This window comes from Spirosoma validum, from assembly GCF_014699035.1.
In the GTDB taxonomy this organism is placed as follows: domain Bacteria; phylum Bacteroidota; class Bacteroidia; order Cytophagales; family Spirosomataceae; genus Spirosoma; species Spirosoma validum.
In genome coordinates this window covers 1-19,224 of record NZ_JACXAA010000035.1, presented here as the reverse complement: position 1 = coordinate 19,224, position 19,224 = coordinate 1, and the positions used below count along the sequence as shown (strand labels likewise).

The following is a 19,224-nucleotide window of genomic DNA, read 5'->3' as shown; positions in this document are numbered from 1 at the left end:
TGAAACCAAGGCCAGTAATTGGCTAGCTCTACATTGGTTGGCCTTTTGCGGCCTTCTGATGCGACATCTTAAACTTTACGCAACTTCAGTTTTAGCTTCTTTATTTTACTCCTGAACACCTACCGTTTATGCAAAATTTTGACAGAAATTCAAGAAGGGAATGGCTTAAGAAATCTTCGTTACTCGGGACCACTTTTCTACTAGGGCAATTCCCGGAAGCAGAGGCTAAACTGAAGCCGACAGTAGCCCGAAGAATTCCCATTAGCGTTTCCAGCTATTCCTATTGGCATTTTACACCCCAGAAATTCCCAATCGAAAAAGTAATCGAAGAAGCGGCCCGGCTAGGCTTTGATGGTGTCGAAGTATTACATAGACAAATGGCAGACGAGTCGATCACTTATCAAAACAAATTAAAGCGACTGGCTTTTGATTGTGGGCTTTCTATACCACTGCTATCCATCCACCAGAATTTCCTTCAGCCCGATCTCGCTAAACGGAAAGCGGATATTGAGCATACGTTTAAGTGCATAAATATTGCTACTCAGATGGGCATTCCCTGTGTTCGGATGAATACCGGCAGTTGGGGCACGGTTAAAAATAAAATCCAAACGGACTATTATAAAACAGGCATCGAACCACCCCTTGCAGGCTATACTGACGAGGATGGTATTAAGTGGGTTATTGAAGGAATGGGGGAATGTCTGGCCTATGCCGAAAAAGCGGGGGTAACGCTGGCGTTAGAAAATCACTGGGGACTGTCCTCTAACACCGATTATCTGCTTAGAATGTACCACGCGCTGAAGAGTTCACCAGCTATGGGATTGAACGTCGACACAGGAAACTTTGTCGGAGAGCCGTACGCAGGGCTCGAACGGCTGGCCCCTTATGCTACCATCGTTCAGGCGAAAACGTATTACGGCGGAGGCACTTTTTATGATAAAGACATGGATTACTCACGTATCGGCAAAATATTCCAGAAGGCGAATTATAAAGGTTTTGTATCATTAGAATTCGAGGGCAAAGAAGACCCGAATATAGCCGTCCCCAAAAGCCTTGAAGTTCTCAGAAAAGCCTTTACTTATGATATATAGAGAAGATTCGAAGGCTTCTCGTATAGGTCTGTCTCAATATTAGTTTACTAAATCTATTATCTGCTCATTGCTCAGGTCAGAATCATTTGGCACTGGGTAATGAGCCTTTTTCCGGGAATTTCGGGATGTATAATAGCCACGGGTCTTTTCTGAGATTTCTATAAAAAAGGCTTCTGAAGAGACACGGTATCTGTTGCCGACCGATTTACATCAACGTACGCCATTCGGTCATCCTAACCACCCTCAAGGTATAAGAGAGATTATCTGGCTTATTAGCAAGCTTTTTTAGCCAACAATCCTAAATCTGGTTTCAGAAGTTTAGTTGAGCATTTTTAGGGTACAGGACGTATCATCTGGCCGACCAACCGGGGACACCGTACTGATCCGTTGGCACAAAAGCCGCGTACAGAACCTTCTGACGCGGCTTTTTAATGAGCAAAACCGTATGCTGAAGCTTACCCGTCTCTTAACCTTTCATGCAGTTTGGCGGAGCGAGACCGGCTTTTTTGAGCAGTCAAGCGCAGCTATACTCGTCCAGCATCGCGCTTTTTAGGCGATCAACGACCTTTTCTGGCCTGAACGAACGTACCGTCAGCCGCAAACAACAGCTCAATAGTCCGGCCACTGGTGGGCTGTATGACCACCTTAAATTGTCCGGTGCTGCTTTTCCCTGCCACTTTGATCGTAGCTCCGGCGTACTTCGTTGTAATGTAGGACGTTACAGCCGTTGGCAAAGCGCTTGCGTTGATGGTGGTGTAATCTTTACCCAATCCCCGGACAATTTCCTGCGTGAACGTACCATCGGTGCCGAAAAGCAGAGTTTTCCGATCCGTACCTTGTTTGATCATCACCAGATAGCCACGGGTAGCATCCAGGGCAGCCGTGACGATAGTTGCACTGGCATAATTGGTTGTGATGTAAGACGTAATAGCGGTCGGTAAATTAGCGACAGTCACTCTCGTTAGACTATCGCGGTCTCCTCCTTTTCCTCCTTTGCCGCCATGACCTTTGCCACCGCGATCCTTACCTCCGCCACGTAACGACAACTCTTTGTTGAAGCTACCGTCTGCATTAAACAGCAACGCTTTTCGCTGATCATTTTGCGTAATAGCCACCAGGAAATTACCCGCATCATCTGTAGCAGCATAGTCAATCGTTGCACCCGCATAGCTCGTCGAGATGTAGCTAGTCACCGTGGCAGGCAGCGCCGACACCTCAATTTTCGTTAAACTGTCCCGGCAGAAAAAACCGGTTGAGTCAGCAGACAACCGGGCCGCACTGATGTTCGTATCAGGCGAAACGGTTTGGTTCTGGTTGCAACTCCAGATGGTTGCACCGAACAGGGCGATCAGGCCCGTAATAACTAAGTTTTTCATTATGGGTAACGTATTAAGTTTACTGAAGCCGAATACGCGACTTATTTTCGATTCGTTGCAGCCCGTCAGTCTTACGACTTATCCCTTAGTTGTCTATAAGCCAAGATGCTGGTTCTATAAAATTTATTCCCGTGATATGAATTCGTTAGATTTAGGAAAAAATCGTATCCAGACGACTATGAACGAAATCAAAAAAGAAGATATCAAACAGGAAGTGTTTGACTTATATGATGACTATGCACATAGCCGAATCGACCGGCGTGACTTTGTGCAAAAACTATCTACCTATGCCGTCGGCGGTATTACGGTAACGTCGCTCATGGGCTTTCTCATGCCCGATTATCAGGGCGCAATCCAGGTTAAACCCGATGATCCCCGCTTAAAATCAGACTACGTCACCTACCAGTCACCGAAAGGGGGCGGAACTATCAAAGCCTTGCTATCGATGCCAGCGAATACCCAAAAGAAACTCGGGGGCATTGTCGTAGTTCATGAAAACCGGGGGTTGAATCCGCATATTGCCGACGTAGCCAGGAGAGCCGCTTTGGCCGGATTTGTGTCGATTGCGCCGGATGCGTTAACGCCACTAGGAGGCTATCCGGGTAATGATGACGAAGGCCGGACAATGCAAAGTAAGCGAGATCGAAATGAAATGCTGGAAGACTTTATAGCAGCCTACGACTACCTGAAAAGTAACAAAGACTGCAACGGAAAAATAGGTGTTGTCGGTTTTTGCTTCGGTGGTTGGATCGCCAACATGATGGCTGTGCGCGTTCCCGATTTAGCTGCAGCGGTTCCGTTTTACGGTGGTCAGCCAGCGAGCGAAGACGTTCCCAAGATAAAAGCTCCTCTCCTACTCCACTTTGGTGAACTGGACAAAGGCGTTAATGCGGGGTGGCCCGCGTATGAAGAAGCATTAAAACAGAATCATAAAGAATACAAAGCATACATCTATCCCAATGCAAACCATGGCTTTCATAATGATACAACCCCTCGTTATGACAAAGCCGCTGCCGAACTTGCCTGGAAGCGTACCCTTGACTTTTTCAATGAGAAATTAACGTAGCGGATAGGCAGGCAGGTAATTTTTTATTTAACTGGGGCTTGAGACAAAGAAAACCTATCAGGTCAGCCACCTCACTCTAATCCAGCGCCTACAAATGAATCGGACGGTAGCGAACATTTGCTACCGTCCTTGTTTTCCTGACCATTTCGGCCGGATAGAACAAATTTTCCTTACGGATTTACCCTTTTGGCTTTAGCGTCAAACATATTCATCAGAGTACCTTTGAGATTGTTATCGTCCACCTTGCTCAGGTCGATCGTGACATCGTAGCCCTGCGCCGTAAAGGCCATACCCATTTTATCTCCATTTTCCTCAATGCTGTTAATGGGGATTTTCTCTCCCGTAGGATCGGCCATATTTGTCAACTGACCGGTCAGTTTACCATCTTTTCGCACCAGGTCTGCCAATAATTTAGAATCTCCCTGTGGTGTGCCTGTTACACTAATCTCCCATTTTCCAGCGAAGAAGTCAGTCGGCGCAGCGGTTTGCGAAAAACCCATAAACGCTACACTCAGCAATAAAAGGAATAAAATCGTGCTAGCTTTTTTCATTGTTGTGATTGATTTGAACTGTTGGTTTATGAATTATGAAACGTACTGAATTAGGACTTTCGCTCACCGGGTTAAAACCCGGTGAGCGAAAGTCCTGTGAACAAAATGTAGGGACACGTATCGGCGACCTTCACGACCGTTTACCTCTACCCTAGCGAGCTGTATTTCAATTGATAAGCAAAGATAAAAAAGAAAATTTCTTATTGTCTACTAAAATAGACAATAATTTTTTTACAATTGTATACCTTTGTAATGCAATCTTTCGTCCATATGCCTGATTCGCTTACTCCTCACTCAATGACTCATAACTACTTGCTCACGCTACTTCTCGCAGTGTGGATGGCCCCCTGTCTGGCCCAATCAGTCAGTTCCACTGACCCTTCACGTATCGCGCTGTTTCCGCAACAGAACGATCTTCGAAATACCCTGAACCTATCCGGTATGTGGCAGTTCAAAAAAGACTCACTGGAAGTTGGCGAGAAAGAAAATTGGCAAAACGGTCTGACTGAAACACGATCTATTGCGGTTCCGGGGAGTTGGAACGAGCAGTTCACCGACAGTCGGGATTACCTAGGTGTAGTTTGGTATGAGAAAGAAACCTACGTTCCCAGCAGCTGGAAAGGCCACCATATCTTTATCCGCATTGGGTCTGCTACGTATGCAGCCAAAGTCTGGATCAACGGCAAGGCCGTCGGTAAACACGAAGGGGGAAACCTGCCTTTTGCCTTTGACATCAGTTCGTTTATCAACTGGGGCGCCACCAATCGCATCTCTATTCAGCTTGAAAACATTCTTAAGCCAACGCGTGTACCCACCGGCAACGTAGCAGGCAGTCCTTTCTCGAACTTTCCAAAATCAAACTATGACTTCTTTCCTTATGCAGGTTTACATCGGGATGTGTGGCTATATTCTCTCCCCAACGTAGCCTACATAAAAGATATTACGGTAAAAACAGGCTTCACCAACACCACGGGCCATGTCGACGTAACGGTTGCTACCGAGGGTAAAGCTACTCAGGGCAAAGTTGTAATCTCGGGCAGCGGACAGAACTATGAAGCGGTAATCCGTTTTACCAACAACGTAGCCAGTACGACCATTTCCATTCCAAACGTTCGCCTGTGGTCGCCCGATGATCCCTACCTGTATACTGTTAACGTAACAATTGGTGATGCTAAAACCACCTTCGACCATTACCAATTGGAGACTGGCGTACGAACGATCAATGCTACCAGCAATCAGCTATTGCTCAACGGCAAACCTATTTTCCTGAAAGGATTCGGCAAACACGAAGACTTCCCTATTTTCGGCCGGGGAGCCGCTAATCCGGTCATTGTCAAAGATTTCTCGCTGATGAAATGGACAGGCGCAAATTCATTCCGTACGTCGCACTATCCGTACGACGAGGAGTTCATGCGCATGGCCGACCGGGAAGGCTTTTTGGTCATCGACGAAATTCCGGCGGTTGGTTTATATTTCCACGGCGATACCACTGAACTGGCCCAGCGGCAAGCGATGTGTAAGCAGTATATTAACGAGCTCATTAGCCGGGACAAAAATCATCCCTCAGTAATTATGTGGTGCGTGGCCAACGAGCCTTTTCCGAGAGATGTGAGTGTCAATGGGGGTGCGAGCGGTCGGGAAGCTACTCCGCAGAGTCTTGCTGCGTTTAAGGAGCTTTTTGACCTGGTCAAGCAGAAAGACAAGACGCGGTTAGCGGTTCTGGTTGGGGTGATGGGTGGTCCTCCCGAGTGGGTCGGGATGTCCGATATAATCTGCATCAACCGGTATTACGGCTGGTATACGCACGCGGGCGACATGAACGGAGCAACGAAACTACTGGCCATGGAGATCGATGGTTTGCACAAAAAATTCAACAAGCCGGTGATGATTACGGAATTCGGCGCCGATACGTATCCAGGTATGCATACCGATGAGCCGGAGATGTTTACGGAAGAATTCCAGACCAACTTCATCAAGGCCTATCTCGACGTAGCAGCCAGCCGGGACTTCGTAGCAGGCATGCACGTATGGGCATTTTCAGACTTCAAAACCGGGCAGGGCATCATCCGTTTTGGAGGTATGAATTACAAAGGGGTTTTCACCCGTGACCGAAAGCCCAAAGCGGCTGCCTATTATTTACGCTCTCGCTGGACAAAAAAATAGCTTCTTCAGAAAACGTAGTTAGCCGTAAGTGAGCACTAAGCACTAAGTTTGGCGCTGACTTCTTCAGGGTATTAATTGATCTTGTATGCATCCTCCAAGTGAGCAAGACTATGTTCAACAACTTTCCATTGATTGTGTCATCTTTGGTTATAAAGACAGGCAACTCAACGTTTTGGTACCCAAACTCTATTTTCAGGGTGATTTTTGGGCTTTACCCAGCGGATTTGTGTATCAGGATGAGGATATTGATGAAGCTGCCCGCCGAATACTTCAAGACCGAACGGGTATTAAAGACGTTTACCTGGAACAGTTTCAGGTAATGGGCAAGGCGGGCCGCAACAGCAGAGCCTTTTTGGATCGGCTGATTGAGTTGAATCCTGAGTTGGTTGCTCGTAATCCTGAGAATTTGCGTGAAGAACCAACCATCAGGCGAGAATATGACTGGTTCATCCGGCGGTTCATCTCTATTGGTTATTATGCCTTAGTGGACCTCACTAAGGTTATTCCGCAAAAAACGGATCTCGATCAGTCCATTGAATGGTACGCGGTTAAGCACCTCCCCCAGATGATTATGGACCACAATGAGATCGTAGAAAAGGCCCTGGAAACGCTTCGACTAACCCTCGATCAAAAATTGAATGCCTTTAACCTGCTTCCCGAAACCTTTACGATGAAGGATGTACAGGAACTTTACGAAACCATCTTTGATAAGCCGTTTGCGAGGAACAATTTCCAGAAAAAGATTCTGAGTATGAATGCATTAGAACGGCTTGAGAAAATATACACGGGTGCAGCCAACAAGGCGCCTTATCTATACCGCTTTCAGAAATAATTTTTGTGCTACGTCATAGGCTCCACTCGAACCAAACAGGGAGATAAAGTTTATCCATAACGTTCTCCCTAGTGGATAGATACCAGTATAGTCCATAAAAAAACCTGCCTCGACTAGTTGTCGAGGCAGGCAACGTATTTAAAAGCTACACAGCAACACTAGATTACCCGCAAAGTGGCTGACTCTGCGTGACGACTGTTATTTTTTATCGACGCGGTACAATCGTCCCTGATCCGTGACCGCGTACAAGGCACCATCTTTTCCCTGCGTTACGTCCCGGAAACGCTGATACTGATCCGCCAGCAACCGCTCTTCACCAACTACTTTGTCATTCTTGATGATAAGCCGAAGGAGGTGCATGCCGCTCAGCGAACCGATAAAGAGATTATTTTTCCACTCCGGGATGCGATCACTGTTATAGAACGTCATGCCACTGGGTGAAACGACCGGGTCCCAGTAATAAACGGGCTGCTCCAGTCCGTCTTTCTGCTGAATGGCGTCGCCCACTTTTTTGCCACTGTATTCGATTCCGTAGGTAATGGTTGGCCAGCCGTAATTCTTGCCGGGTTTAATATGATTGAGTTCATCACCTCCTCGTGGCCCAAATTCAGCTTCCCACAAATCGCCCGTTACCGGATCGAACGCCAGGCTTTGTACGTTCCGGTGTCCATACGAATACAATTCCGGGCGCGCATCTGCCTGACCCGCAAATGGGTTACCAGCAGCGGGTTTACCGTCTTTCGTGATACGTATCACTTTGCCTAGGCCTGAGTTGAGCGACTGGGCTTGTGGCCGGGTGACCAGATCCGACCGCTCTCCGGTGCTGATGATTAGATTACCATCACTGGCAACCAGAATCCGTCCGCCATAATGCAGGTTTCCTTTATAAGCGGGTGTGGCTCGATAAATGACCGTAGCACCCTCAATCTTTTTCTCATCGGCAGAGAGTTTCCCTTTGGCAACGGCTGTCAGATTGCCCTCAGCGCTGGGTTCGGAAAACACCCAATAGACCATTCGGTTTGTCTCAAAAGCGGGATCAACCCGAATACCCAATAGCCCACCCTGACCCGATGGATTAACTTTTGGAAGGCCTGTAATCGCTTCGCCTACTTTACCGGCTGGGGTAACAATACGCATCGTTCCTTCTCGCTCGGTAACAAGCAGACGGCCATCGGGCAGGCTCGTAATCCCCCACGGAAATTTAAGCGCTTCGGTTAGCACTTTGCCTTCGTAATTCGTGGCTGATTTTACGCCAGCAATTCGGGTCTGACCGGCAAAAGCCGGTTTATAGTCTGAATTGGGCTCTTTGGTTTCGACAGGACTGGTTTGCGTAGAAGCCGTTGTGTTGTCAGACGTAGTTTGGCCGCAAGATGGCAATGCCAGCGAGGCACCTGCTATGAATAGCAGAAATTGGGTTTTCATTGTTGATTCAGCTAGTTAAGTAATGTGAATTTTGGGGTTTCTATGAATACGCTTACCAAACAAACAGAGTTTCGTACATAATAATCCTACTCAGCTCAATCGCGCTGGAGAACTTCTTCGAGTTTGGCTTTGTAGATTCGGCCAATGGGAATCTCTTCATTATTGATTCGAATGTACGTAGCGCTGACGGCCTGAATGTGATCCAGCGCGACAATAAACGATTTATGAATCCGGACAAATCGATCGGGCGGTAGTTTTTCTTCGAGATAACTGATTCGTAGATAAGACACTAGCGTGCCTGATACGGTGTGAATCCGCACGTAATCTTTTAGGCTTTCAATCCATAAAATATCTTCCAGAAAGAGTTTGACCATCTCTTTGTCGACTTTGAAGTATTGATAGTCTTTACTGATTTTTGTCGGTTCAGGGGTTTCTGATAGGATGGGCGTTGCGGGTGAAAAGCGGTAAATCTTGCCTACTGACTGGAGGAAGCGCTCAAACGAGATGGGTTTTACCAGAAAATCCAGTACATCAAATTCGTAGCTATCCAATGCATACTCCCGAAAGGCTGTCGTGAAAATTACTTTCGGTCGGTAGCCTAATGGACGTAGTAAATCGAATCCAGTTAAGCGGGGCATCTGAATATCCAAAAAAATAACATCGACAGGCGTTTGCTGCAACGTTCGTAAGGCTTGCGTAGGGCTGTTAGACACGCCAATCAGTTCCAGATCGGGTAACCGACCGATATAGTCTTCCAGCAAATCAGTGGCTAGCGGCTCATCATCGAGCACAAAACAACGTATCGCCATCAGTTTACATTAAATTTTAAGACGGCCAGAAACTGACTATCCTCCCTAAGTGTGACTAACTCGTAGTTATCGGGAAAGAGAATATCCAGTCGTTTTTTTAAATTGGTTAATCCTAAACCCGTTGTAGATGCGCTGGTTAGTTCATCAGGTAGCGAGTTTTCGGCCGAAAAAATCAGGCGGTTACCATTACGTGACAAATGCAGTTGAATCCAGCAGGCCTCTTCGGTTTGGGCCGCTCCGTGCTTGAAGGCATTCTCCACAAAGGGTAAGAGCAGCATCGGTGGGATCATCAAATTCGTCATCCCGGTCAACTCATCGAAGTTTGTCATGACGTCCAGACGGTCGGCATAGCGAATCTGTTCCAGCGAAATATAGTCCGTCAAATACGCTATTTCTTTGGTGATCGGTACCGTTGAGCGATGGCTTTCGTGGAGCTGATAGCTCAGCAGACCGGCCAATCGTTGCAACAAATTCGGCATCTGAGCTGGCTGATGCATCGAAACAGAGATCAGGTTATTTAACGTATTGAACAGAAAATGGGGCTGAACCTGGGACTGAAGCAAACGGTACTCAGCCGATAGTTTTTCCCGACGGTACGTCTCACTAAGCTGCTGCTGATGCAGGGCATGCCGAACCAGGTTAACCGCCACAAAGAGAGCCACTACTAAATGCAACTGCATGGATTCGGCCAGGATTTTTGGCCAATATAGGTAGGGTTTGAGCAGGCCATCCGGGTAATAGGCCGGATAAAGCCAGGTATAGTTAATGGCTCGCCGAAGCAGCCCAAAAACCAGGATTCCCCCGAGTAAACTGGCCCAGAAACCCGCCATACGGCCGGACAGTAAAAAGTGTCGGACGGTAACCAGCAGATGCCAGTACCCCGCTATAATTAATAGGGGGATATTCAGCGAGATGCCATAGAAACTCTGCTGAAAGTTATCCAGGTAAGCCCCCGTATTGAGCCATTCAAACAGAAAATAACCCAGCCAGAAAAGTCCCTGTGCTCCGATTTCCCGGTAGGGTTTAAGCGCACCAAAACGAGCCATTATCCACGTATTTGTTTCACAATGAGGGCGTAAAAGTACAGTTAACTTCTCATCAGAAGTCGCCTGATTTGACCAACTGCGTGTGTAAACTCCTCAAAAGGAGAATCCTTCGACAAACAACCAATTTTCTCGACCAACTGCACTACGTGAGTACCAGCCGTCGTGTGAAGGAGCGATTTGGTTGTTGGTCTAAAATGCCTTTCGTGTATAGACGTAGTGCGTTGCTTTGCTGACGGTAGTACAACCTTAAATCGTATTTCGTCAAACAACTCCTTGTCTATGCAACTTTCTCGAACCATCGCACGCCAACGACTAGCCAATTCTGCTACGTCCTTTTTTACGAATCTGGCCAGCATTAAGCAGCCCAATTATATATGGCTTGCTGTATGCCTGCTACTCCACGCTCAAATGGGAAAAGCACAGTTTGATCAAACGACTCAACAAACTGTTGCTGATTCGAGCCGGGGCTATTGGCGACTGAAAACGGAGGCCGCTAGTCGCACTACGTTGATCCAGTTTTTTGGACCTAATAATCAACTCCTCTACGTAGAAAACCTGCCCGAAAAGTGGGTCAAGCTCAGCCGGAAAAATCAAAAGCAGTTCGATCAATTATTAGAACAGTTGCTGGCCAATCAATTGGTAACGTCACGGATCAAAACCGAAATCTTACCACCAACGCCTGAGTTACCGACGCCACCCAACGTAACGGTCCGGTCGAACAGCCCGCAAAATGCTCCGTCGGCAGACGCTACGTATCGGGTGCATGCCTATGTCAATTCGATTGGTAAACTGTACCTGATCGTCGATAACCCCGAACGATTACGCTATAAAATACTGGTGGCGGATCAAAGAGACAGGACGCTCTACGAGGAGTTTACCAACCATGATCAGTACCGGCGTAAACTGGATTTATCGGCACTTCCTCAGGATTCGTATCAGGTTGTCGTTCAGATTGATAACAAGCCGTTCATCTACAACATAAGACGACAGGATACCCGGTTTGCTTATAGTATTCAACCGCCCAACTCTGTCGTCAGAAAGGAGGCAACCAATGAGCAAAATCAGGCTGAGAAAAAGCCTTTGCTTATGCCTGTCAACATTGATTTATAGCTGAATTAGACCACTCGTATGTACGACAAATGAGCAAACTAATCGTCCCATCTTATTTAGTGCCAAAGCAATCAGGCAGCATGATTTGTGATCAGCAGGGAGTTATTCAATTAGCGGATATGCTTAAGGCAATGGGGCATCCACTACGTATTCAAATCATTACGATTTTAGTCAAAGAACGTATTGTCAGTATTCCTACGCTTCAGGATCATTTACCGGGAGTCGATCAATTTATCATCTATAGCAATTTACGCTATATGCATAAGAAGCACTTGGTCAAAAAACTACGGAAAGGGCGGGAAATCTATTTCGGCTTATCAGAAAAAGCCGTTTCAGCCGGATTTGGTACGTTCTTTCAAGACCGATTCAGCCAAAATTCAAAGCGGATTGACGATAAAGCGGTACCCGTTCCTGAGATCTTCACACCGAGAGAAACGCACGTTTTTATGTAATCCACAATAAGCTTAACAGTTAAAATGTGGATTTGCGATACATATTGGGGAGGAGTTGTGGCTGATTCCACACATCGTTTAACAAACCAGATTACAATTAATCAAGCATCTGCTTCGGCGGTCCGACGATACTCATTAGGGGCTTGCCCAACCCGTTGTTTGAACAGCCGGATAAAATGCTGGGGATACTTAAAGCCTAAGTCATAGGCGATTTGACTAACCGATTTGTCCGAGTCAAATATTCGTTCTTTGGCTACGTCAATGACCTTCGACTGGATGTATTCCTGGGCGGTTTTGCCGGTTTCTTTTTTGATCAGGTCACCAAAGTAGTTAGCCGATAAATTTAGTTCACTGGCGCAGTAGGCCACCGAAGGCAACCCAATCGTCTGTGGTTTATCGGTCTGATAGTAAGCGTTTAATAAATTCTCAAACCGCTCCAAAACACCCTGATGCACATGATTCCGAGTAATAAACTGGCGATCGTAAAAGCGGACGCAATAATTCAAAAACAATTCAATGTTGTTGGCAATCAGCTTCCTGCTGTGTTTGTCAATGGCATGCTCCAATTCGTATTCAATTTTCGAAAAGCAATCCAGCACAAGCTCCCTTTCTCGTTTGGACACGTGCAAGGCTTCGTAGGATTGGTAGCCGAAGAACGTATATTCCTGAATATGCCGTCCCAGAGCAGTACCATGAATTAAATCAGGATGAAAAACCAGCGCATACCCTTTGGGCTGATACGTTTCTCCATTGCTGTTCATCCCCGCCACCTGTCCCGGTGCCAGGAAAACCAGTGTTCCTTCCTGATAATCATACGTATGCCGACCATATACCAAATCACCACATTTTACATCTTTCAGGAATATGGTGTAGAAACCGAAATACATCCGGGAACCCTGTCGGGGAGCCGCCTTCGATAAGTCAACCACACTCACCATTGGGTGGAGTGTTTCATTATTGTTGAATGCGTTGTAATCGCTTATTGTCTCAAATCGTCGCAGGGTATCCATGTCGCTATTGATTTCTCTATGTCAAAATTACTGCATTATTCGCCCCATCACGGATAAGCCCCTACGAATCAGGAATATTGGTAGGTATATCCGTAATCTGTATACGGCGGTGGTCGACGAGATCGCAATGTGTTACCCGAAAAAGCGGATTTAGGCCTCAATCGTGGACGCCAACGCATCAAAGGGCTCCTGCATACCTTCGATGCATCGGCGCAACGAATCAAGTAATATCGGATGATACGTTACTTTCCTACTTACCCATGCATTACAGTAGGAACAATCGTTGACAATCTATTTAATTGAACGACCGTCTGAATTCCAGTGGCGACAGGTTCGTTTTCGTTTTGAAGAGTTTACTGAACGATTGGGAGTGCTCGAATCCCAACGCGTAAGCCACTTCGCTTACTGATAAATTGGTGGTAGACAGTTTTTCTTTTGCTTTTTCAATCAGTTTATCGTGAATATAGTGCTGTGCATTCTGGCCGATCAACGACCGTAACATATCACTTAAATAACTTGGCGACAGGTTTAGGTACTCTGCCAGATAGCTGACCGTTGGCAATCCCTGGCTTAACGAGGTTTCATTGGTAAAATACTGATCCAATACGTCTTCCAGGTTTTGTAAGAGATTGTGGTTTACAGCTTTGCGGGTAATGAACTGACGTTTGTGAAAACGATTCGCATAGTTCATCAATAGCTCAATTTGAGAAATAACAACGGCCTGGCTGAAGTCGTCGATTCGGCTATTCAATTCCTTTTCGATCATTTTAAAGATCTCAATGATCGTTTCTTTTTCATCTTCCGAAAGATGCAGCGTTTCATGGGTCGAATACGAGAAGAAGCCGTACTGCTTTATGGTTTTGGCCTGGGGGTACCCTAAAAAGAAATCCGGATGAATGAGCAGCGTATACTGCGAACAGATGGTGCCATCGTTCTCACTGCTGCCAATCACCTGGCCGGGAGCCGCGAATAACAACCCCCCTTCATCAAAATCATAATAACTCTGGCCGTACTTTAATCTGCCACTGAGTTTTGGTTTGTACGATATTTTATAGAAACCCAGTACATGAGAGCCAGGTATTGCATTCATGGCTACGGGGGTATGAGCGCCGTTGATCAAACTGACCAATGGATGTTTCGGTGTTGGTAAACCAAAGGCCCGGTGCGCGTCAGTTAGCGATTCAATTTTATACGGGCTGTTTTCTTCTTTTTTCATAGCTCAGTACCTAAAACATGTAGGGTTTTCTTATAAAAAACACAACCTCGTAGAGGTGGAATCTTTGTAGAAAAAGCAGTCTTGTTATCCATCTAGAACTCCGTAGGAGTGATATCTTCGGATAATTATGTCACTCCTACGGAGTTCTAAAAAACAATTCAACTTTGCTCTACAAAGATTCCATGCGGCTTCGGCCGTCCGACTACGGCATTTTATAAGCAAGCCTGTAAAATAGGATAACCGGTAGTTAGCCTAACGATCGGTTATCACGGATGCATTATCAAGCAATTTTTCTGTGTCCGGGTTCCTTAGCAGGCCTGACCCTGAGCCGCGTTGGAAACGTCTGCCCATTCTTCCCAGGTTGCCATCCGTTCCGCATAGGCGGTACGTACCCAGGGCAAATTATGACTGCCCAGAAAGAAGCGTAGCGGAGGATTTTCGGCATCCACTACGTTGAAAAGCGCTTCGGGTGTTGCCTTCGGATCACCTCGTTCCAAAGAGCGTAGATTCCCGAAGAAATGCGCTTTAAAATCAGCATAAATGTCGAGCCCTTGCGCGAACTTCAGGGATTCCTGACTGCCAAACTCGGTGGCATAAGCCCCCGGTTCAATAATGGTTACCTTAATACCAAACGGTTTAACCTCCGTGGCCAGGCTTTCATGGATCGCTTCGAATGCCCATTTCGACGAACAATAGTAGCCAATCACAGGTAACGTTACGTGACCCAGGTTACTCGATGTGCCGAGAATATGGCCGCTACCCTGCTTTCTTAACAAGGGCAAAGCCGCCTGAATAACAGAAACCGGGCCAATAATATTCGTTTCGTAGAGGGCACGAATATCATCCGCGCTGGCTTCCTCAATGGTGCCAACGAGCGAATACCCGGCATTATTAAAAACAATATCGAGTCTGCCGAAGTGGGCGTAAGCTTGCTCTACGGCAGTTTTTACCTGCTCGGGCCGCGTTACGTCAAGTTCCAGGGTTAGCACATTGTCGCCATAGGTTTCATTCAGGTCGGCAATGCTTGCCAGTTTACGTGCGGTGGCCGCCACCTTGTCGCCACGCTTCAGGGCGGCATCGGCCCAAACGCGCCCAAAACCACGGGAAGCGCCCGTAATGAACCATACTTTAGGAGACGTTACAGGTGTTGGCGCAGATCGATCGCTAACCGTTTCATGCTGATGTATCATGCTTTTTACTTGTCATTTAATGATACGTCAAAGGTCAGGGTATACGCGTCGTCACTTGTAGTCTAATTGAGGGAATTTGTAATCAAAATGAGGAATGTCGCAGCCTATGACGACTACTGTGAACGAGCTAAACAAGGCTGTTGCCGGAAAGTTAACTCGTCAAAACAAAGCCATTACACCCTTCCCCAATCAGGGATATTGGTAGATATACCCGTAATCTGTATACCATTCGGGCAAAGAAATAAGGGGACCTTTGTCCTGTCAACGTAAACTAGTTATGCAACAAGTAATTTTGAATAATGGGGTGGAAATGCCCATTCTGGGATTTGGTGTTTTTCAGGTCCCCGATCTGGCCGAATGTGAACGTAGCGTACTGGATGCCATCGCCACCGGCTATCGGTTGATTGACACGGCGGCTTCGTATGGTAATGAGGAGGCTGTAGGCAAGGCGATCAAAAAAAGTGGCGTAGATAGAGAAGAGTTATTTATCACGACCAAGCTCTGGATTCAGTCGGATGGCTACGAGGGGACAAAGAAGGCCTTCGAGGATTCCCTGAAAAAGCTGCAACTCGATTATCTGGATCTGTATCTGATTCATCAACCCTTCGGGGACGTATATGGCGAGTGGCGGGCCATGCAGGAACTCTATAAAGCAGGAAAGGTTCGGGCCATCGGCGTCAGCAATTTCCAGCCTGACCGACTCATCGATCTGATTATTCACAATGAAATCGTTCCGGCGGTCAATCAGGTTGAAACGCACCCGTTCCATCAGCAAATCGACACGCAGCAGTTCATGATCGATAACAAGGTGCAGATTGAATCATGGGGCCCCTTTGCAGAAGGTAAAAACGACCTGTTTCAGAATGAACTGCTACGTTCCATCGGCGAAAAGTACAACAAATCCATTGCTCAGGTTGTCCTGCGCTGGCTTACCCAACGGGGCGTCGTGGCCATTCCCAAATCCGTTCGCAAAGAACGCATGGAAGAGAACTTCAATAGTCTTGATTTTGAGTTAAGCGCTGACGATATGGAAGCGATCAAACGCCTGGATACAAACGCAAGTCTCTTCTTCGATCATCGTGACCCGGCTATGGTGAAATGGCTGGGAGAACGTAAACTCAACAGTTAGATCACGGATATAAGAAACACAACAAACCAATATAATCCCTTAAAAACCAGCATGAAATCATTAATTCTAGGGCTGAGTTTCTTCAGCATGGGTATCCTGTCAGCCTCCGCCCAAACGGCCCAGGTGAATTCTTCGGCAACCAACCCTACGAATGCCGAGCAGGAAATCATTACGCTCTCAAAGGATAAATGGCAGTGGATGGCCGATAAGAATGTGGACAAGCTGGCCGGGCTCTTCGACGATAAGGCAAAATTTGTCCACATGAGTGGCACGTGGAAAAAGGACGAAGAACTCGATATCATCAAGACCGGAAGCATCTGGTACAAGCAAGCGGATGTACATGATACAGCAGTGGAACTGTTTGGCAACAATACGGCCATCATCTGGATCGGACCGATTTCTATGATTCAAGCAACTAAGGGGGAATAAAAATCTTTATATTTTTCTTTCCGCTGTACGCAGGCAAAAACCCGCTGAATCAGCTTATTGCAGACGTTATTAATAACCAACATCTCATTCTTGCCTTCGGCTGTTTTACGAACGTAATACGCTTTTAGCTCCTGGGAATGCTGGATGGCTGACATGGCCCCATTGTGCAAGAGGGCTTTCAGAGGCTTATTCGCTTTGTTACTGGTTTTAGCCTTCCCTCGATATTGACCTGATGAATAAACAAAAGGGACCACTCCAGCGTGACAAGCTAATTTTTTAGGATCAGTAATAGCTTTAAATTCATTGGTGATAATCAACAGCTCCGTCGCGATGGCTGGCCCAATTCCCTTAACCGACTGTACATACCCATACAGTTCTTTTAAATAAGGATCATTGGCAATTGTAGCAGCAATGTCTGCTTGGATCTGCTTAATGTCTTTGGTAAGTGCATCCAGTGTTCTATGACAAGATTTCTTCTCAGCCGTATGGTCTTTTTTGGAGATAAAGCCATCGGAATCAGTCAACGGAGATTGCAGCATTTTTCGGATTTTCACTAGGCGACTACGGGTGGCTGTCAATCGATCCAGTTGTTGAATAACCTCTCGCTTAGGTGTCCACAGACGAGCTTCGTCGCGATTCTTGTAGGCGTATAAAGCGATTCGTTGGGCATCGATCTTGTCATTTTTACCGCGAATCATGCCCAAGCTTTCTTTAATATGGATAGGGTGTTCTACCCAAACATTTGCCTTATTGACTTCCAACAGACTAAGGATGTGATTATTATATATTCCAGTGTGTTCCATACAATACAGACTATTGCCCATACTAGCCTCTGGACATCGTTGGGTTAAGTAGTTGATGAAGCTTTCAATGCCTTTCTTATCATTCGATGATTGGTAATGAAACAACAATTTGTTGGCCAGGTCAACAGCCCAATCTAGGGTAGCTTTGGAGATGTCAATACCAATAAAAAACGTGAAAGTTTCCATACTTTTGAATGAGTTTTAATTGATAATAAAGCCAGTAGTCTGTTGCACACTCAATACCTTGTTCATGGGTCATTAGCCCGAATTTCTATTTGAGTCTTGTGCTTCAGTAGTCCAGTGGGGTCCTGAATCGATCCATGAGTCGCGAACTCAGCCGAAGACGGTAGGGCATCCCCACTGGCACTGGTTTACTCTCATTTTGAGGGTCTCCCAAGGTAGGATATTCTTGGAATCGTACAGCGGCTCAAATCTAAAGGCCGATGCGGTCGCATCACGCTGGTAGCCATGGTTCGGGGCAACGAGGCCAAGACGGAGTTCACGGTTACTGAAGTTTATCAAAAACAAGCGAATGCCTGGAAAATGTTAGCCTTGACATTTAGCAGCGTTCGGGACACGCACGTTATCAAGCATTAACGAAGTATCTCATTTCGGCCTCACTGAAGGTGAAAACCGGAAGGCTTTAGCCCCCGATTAACCATACAGCCTGCTAGTAGCCAACAAGTCAGGAAACAGGTAAAACGAATCAAATTTATGACGCACCTACTGCTGACATTTTTCCTGCTGATTTCAGCCTGTTCTTCCACACAAACGAAGGACATTCCGGCTGATGTTGACGCTACGTTAGCTCCCCGCAACGTATTGATTGTGTATTTGTCACGAACAAATAACACCAAGGCCATTGCGGAAATTATTCACAAGCAGGTAGGCGGAAAATTAGTAGCCATTGAACTAGAGAAGCCCTACCCTGAAAACTACCGGGCTACAGTAGAGCAGGTAGCGAAGGAAAATGAAACGGGTTTCCTGCCCCCATTGAAAACAAAAATTGACAACATCCAGCAATACGACGTAGTGTTCGTCGGCTTTCCAACCTGGGGCATACAATTGCCCCCGCCCATGAAAAGCTTTTTGAAGCAATATGATCTAAAAGGCAAAACAGTCATTCCGTTCAATACCAATGCGGGCTATGGGGTTGGCAGCACGTTCCAGACCGTAAAGGAACTATGTCCGAACAGCAACGTACTGGAAGGTTTTACGATGCGGGGTGGAGTAGAGAGAGATGGTCAATTGCTGGTTATTGAAGGAGAGAAGACAAAAGAAGCCGAAACAAACGTAGTGAAATGGCTGAAAAAGAATAAGATAGTTCAATAATAGCATCAAGTAGCAGAATGATAAATTTAAGTGCTCACGCATGAATAGCTCAGCTAAAAACATTAGGCTATTTTTTGTCATCCCGACGCAGGAGGGATCTTCGGGTGAGCCCATAGAATAACCCGAAGATCCCTCCTGCGTCGGGATGAACTGTGTTAAGAAACAATAGGTAAGGCTAATTTTTGATCATATTTTAC

The 19,224-nt window shown here is 46.4% G+C and carries 17 protein-coding genes and 2 pseudogenes; 10 read left to right on the top strand and 9 right to left on the bottom strand.

The annotated features are described in order from the left end of the window. Nucleotides 1-128: 128 nt before the first annotated feature. Nucleotides 129-1,091 carry a sugar phosphate isomerase/epimerase family protein gene (locus tag IC230_RS33685; protein WP_191043484.1) on the top strand — a complete coding sequence of 321 codons (963 nt, stop codon included), beginning with the start codon at nt 129-131 and terminating at the stop codon, nt 1,089-1,091. Between the two features lie 557 nt (nt 1,092-1,648). On the opposite strand, the gene IC230_RS33680 is transcribed toward IC230_RS33685, so the two are convergent. Then, nucleotides 1,649-2,467, bottom strand: a complete 819-nt coding sequence (locus IC230_RS33680) for a PepSY-like domain-containing protein (protein ID WP_191043483.1) — start codon at nt 2,465-2,467, stop codon at nt 1,649-1,651. Between the two features lie 178 nt (nt 2,468-2,645). On the opposite strand from IC230_RS33680, the gene IC230_RS33675 reads away from it, so the two are divergent. Then, nucleotides 2,646-3,533 carry a dienelactone hydrolase family protein gene (locus tag IC230_RS33675; RefSeq protein WP_191043482.1) on the top strand — a complete coding sequence of 296 codons (888 nt, stop codon included), beginning with the start codon at nt 2,646-2,648 and terminating at the stop codon, nt 3,531-3,533. Nucleotides 3,534-3,703: 170 nt separating this feature from the next. Here the strand turns inward: IC230_RS33675 and IC230_RS33670 are convergent, their stop codons facing one another. Further along, a complete protein-coding gene (locus IC230_RS33670) occupies nt 3,704-4,084 on the bottom strand; it encodes a hypothetical protein (RefSeq protein ID WP_191043481.1) in 381 nt (126 codons plus the stop codon). Between the two features lie 297 nt (nt 4,085-4,381). Here IC230_RS33670 and uidA point away from each other — a divergent pair, with 297 nt between their 5' ends. Continuing rightward, entirely contained in the window at nt 4,382-6,247 is a 1,866-nt protein-coding gene (uidA, locus tag IC230_RS33665; protein ID WP_191043480.1) for a beta-glucuronidase, read from the top strand. Between the two features lie 85 nt (nt 6,248-6,332). Next, a complete protein-coding gene (locus tag IC230_RS33660; RefSeq protein WP_191043479.1) occupies nt 6,333-7,079 on the top strand; it encodes an NrtR DNA-binding winged helix domain-containing protein in 747 nt (248 codons plus the stop codon). A gap of 198 nt (nt 7,080-7,277) precedes the next feature. On the opposite strand, the gene IC230_RS33655 is transcribed toward IC230_RS33660, so the two are convergent. The 3 genes from IC230_RS33655 to IC230_RS33645 form a co-directional block, all read right to left on the bottom strand. Further along, the gene (locus IC230_RS33655; RefSeq protein WP_191043478.1) at nt 7,278-8,501 is read right to left on the bottom strand and encodes a PQQ-dependent sugar dehydrogenase; all 1,224 of its coding nucleotides are present in this window, start codon (nt 8,499-8,501) and stop codon (nt 7,278-7,280) included. 95 nt (nt 8,502-8,596) lie between these two features. Continuing rightward, nucleotides 8,597-9,310: a LytR/AlgR family response regulator transcription factor gene (locus IC230_RS33650; RefSeq protein ID WP_191043477.1), complete on the bottom strand. Its 714-nt coding sequence runs from the start codon at nt 9,308-9,310 to the stop codon at nt 8,597-8,599. Continuing rightward, nucleotides 9,310-10,356, bottom strand: a complete 1,047-nt coding sequence (locus tag IC230_RS33645; RefSeq protein ID WP_191043476.1) for a sensor histidine kinase — start codon at nt 10,354-10,356, stop codon at nt 9,310-9,312. Before IC230_RS33645 ends, IC230_RS33650 begins: the two co-directional genes overlap by 1 nt. A 279-nt stretch (nt 10,357-10,635) precedes the next feature. Here IC230_RS33645 and IC230_RS33640 point away from each other — a divergent pair, with 279 nt between their 5' ends. Both IC230_RS33640 and IC230_RS33635 read left to right on the top strand, forming a co-directional pair. After that, a complete protein-coding gene (locus IC230_RS33640) occupies nt 10,636-11,466 on the top strand; it encodes a hypothetical protein (RefSeq protein ID WP_191043475.1) in 831 nt (276 codons plus the stop codon). Nucleotides 11,467-11,495: 29 nt separating this feature from the next. Continuing rightward, nucleotides 11,496-11,918, top strand: a complete 423-nt coding sequence (locus IC230_RS33635; protein ID WP_191043474.1) for an ArsR/SmtB family transcription factor — start codon at nt 11,496-11,498, stop codon at nt 11,916-11,918. Nucleotides 11,919-12,019: 101 nt separating this feature from the next. Here IC230_RS33635 and IC230_RS33630 read toward each other — a convergent pair whose 3' ends face one another. The 3 genes from IC230_RS33630 to IC230_RS33620 all read right to left on the bottom strand — a co-directional run bounded on the left by IC230_RS33630 (nt 12,020) and on the right by IC230_RS33620 (nt 15,334). Continuing rightward, on the bottom strand, nt 12,020-12,928 hold the full coding sequence (locus tag IC230_RS33630; protein WP_191043473.1) for a helix-turn-helix domain-containing protein: 909 nt from the start codon (nt 12,926-12,928) through the stop codon (nt 12,020-12,022). Between the two features lie 295 nt (nt 12,929-13,223). Continuing rightward, nucleotides 13,224-14,144, bottom strand: a complete 921-nt coding sequence (locus IC230_RS33625; RefSeq protein ID WP_191043472.1) for a helix-turn-helix domain-containing protein — start codon at nt 14,142-14,144, stop codon at nt 13,224-13,226. A gap of 308 nt (nt 14,145-14,452) precedes the next feature. Further along, entirely contained in the window at nt 14,453-15,334 is an 882-nt protein-coding gene (locus IC230_RS33620) for an SDR family NAD(P)-dependent oxidoreductase (protein WP_191043471.1), read from the bottom strand. A gap of 277 nt (nt 15,335-15,611) precedes the next feature. On the opposite strand from IC230_RS33620, the gene IC230_RS33615 reads away from it, so the two are divergent. Together IC230_RS33615 and IC230_RS33610 are read left to right on the top strand one after the other, a co-directional pair. After that, nucleotides 15,612-16,463, top strand: coding sequence for an aldo/keto reductase (locus IC230_RS33615; protein WP_191043470.1), 852 nt, complete (start codon nt 15,612-15,614; stop codon nt 16,461-16,463). Nucleotides 16,464-16,514: 51 nt separating this feature from the next. Next, nucleotides 16,515-16,850 (top strand): annotated as a pseudogene (locus IC230_RS33610) (nuclear transport factor 2 family protein); the annotation flags it as partial. A gap of 20 nt (nt 16,851-16,870) precedes the next feature. Here the strand turns inward: IC230_RS33610 and IC230_RS33605 are convergent. After that, entirely contained in the window at nt 16,871-17,881 is a 1,011-nt protein-coding gene (locus IC230_RS33605) for an IS110 family RNA-guided transposase (protein ID WP_191043468.1), read from the bottom strand. A gap of 264 nt (nt 17,882-18,145) precedes the next feature. Here IC230_RS33605 and IC230_RS34415 point away from each other — a divergent pair. Both IC230_RS34415 and IC230_RS33600 read left to right on the top strand, forming a co-directional pair. Beyond that, a pseudogene (locus IC230_RS34415) lies at nt 18,146-18,292 on the top strand (DUF4440 domain-containing protein); the annotation flags it as partial. A gap of 117 nt (nt 18,293-18,409) precedes the next feature. Further along, nucleotides 18,410-19,027, top strand: a complete 618-nt coding sequence (locus IC230_RS33600) for a flavodoxin (RefSeq protein ID WP_191043467.1) — start codon at nt 18,410-18,412, stop codon at nt 19,025-19,027. Nucleotides 19,028-19,224: the final 197 nt, after the last annotated feature.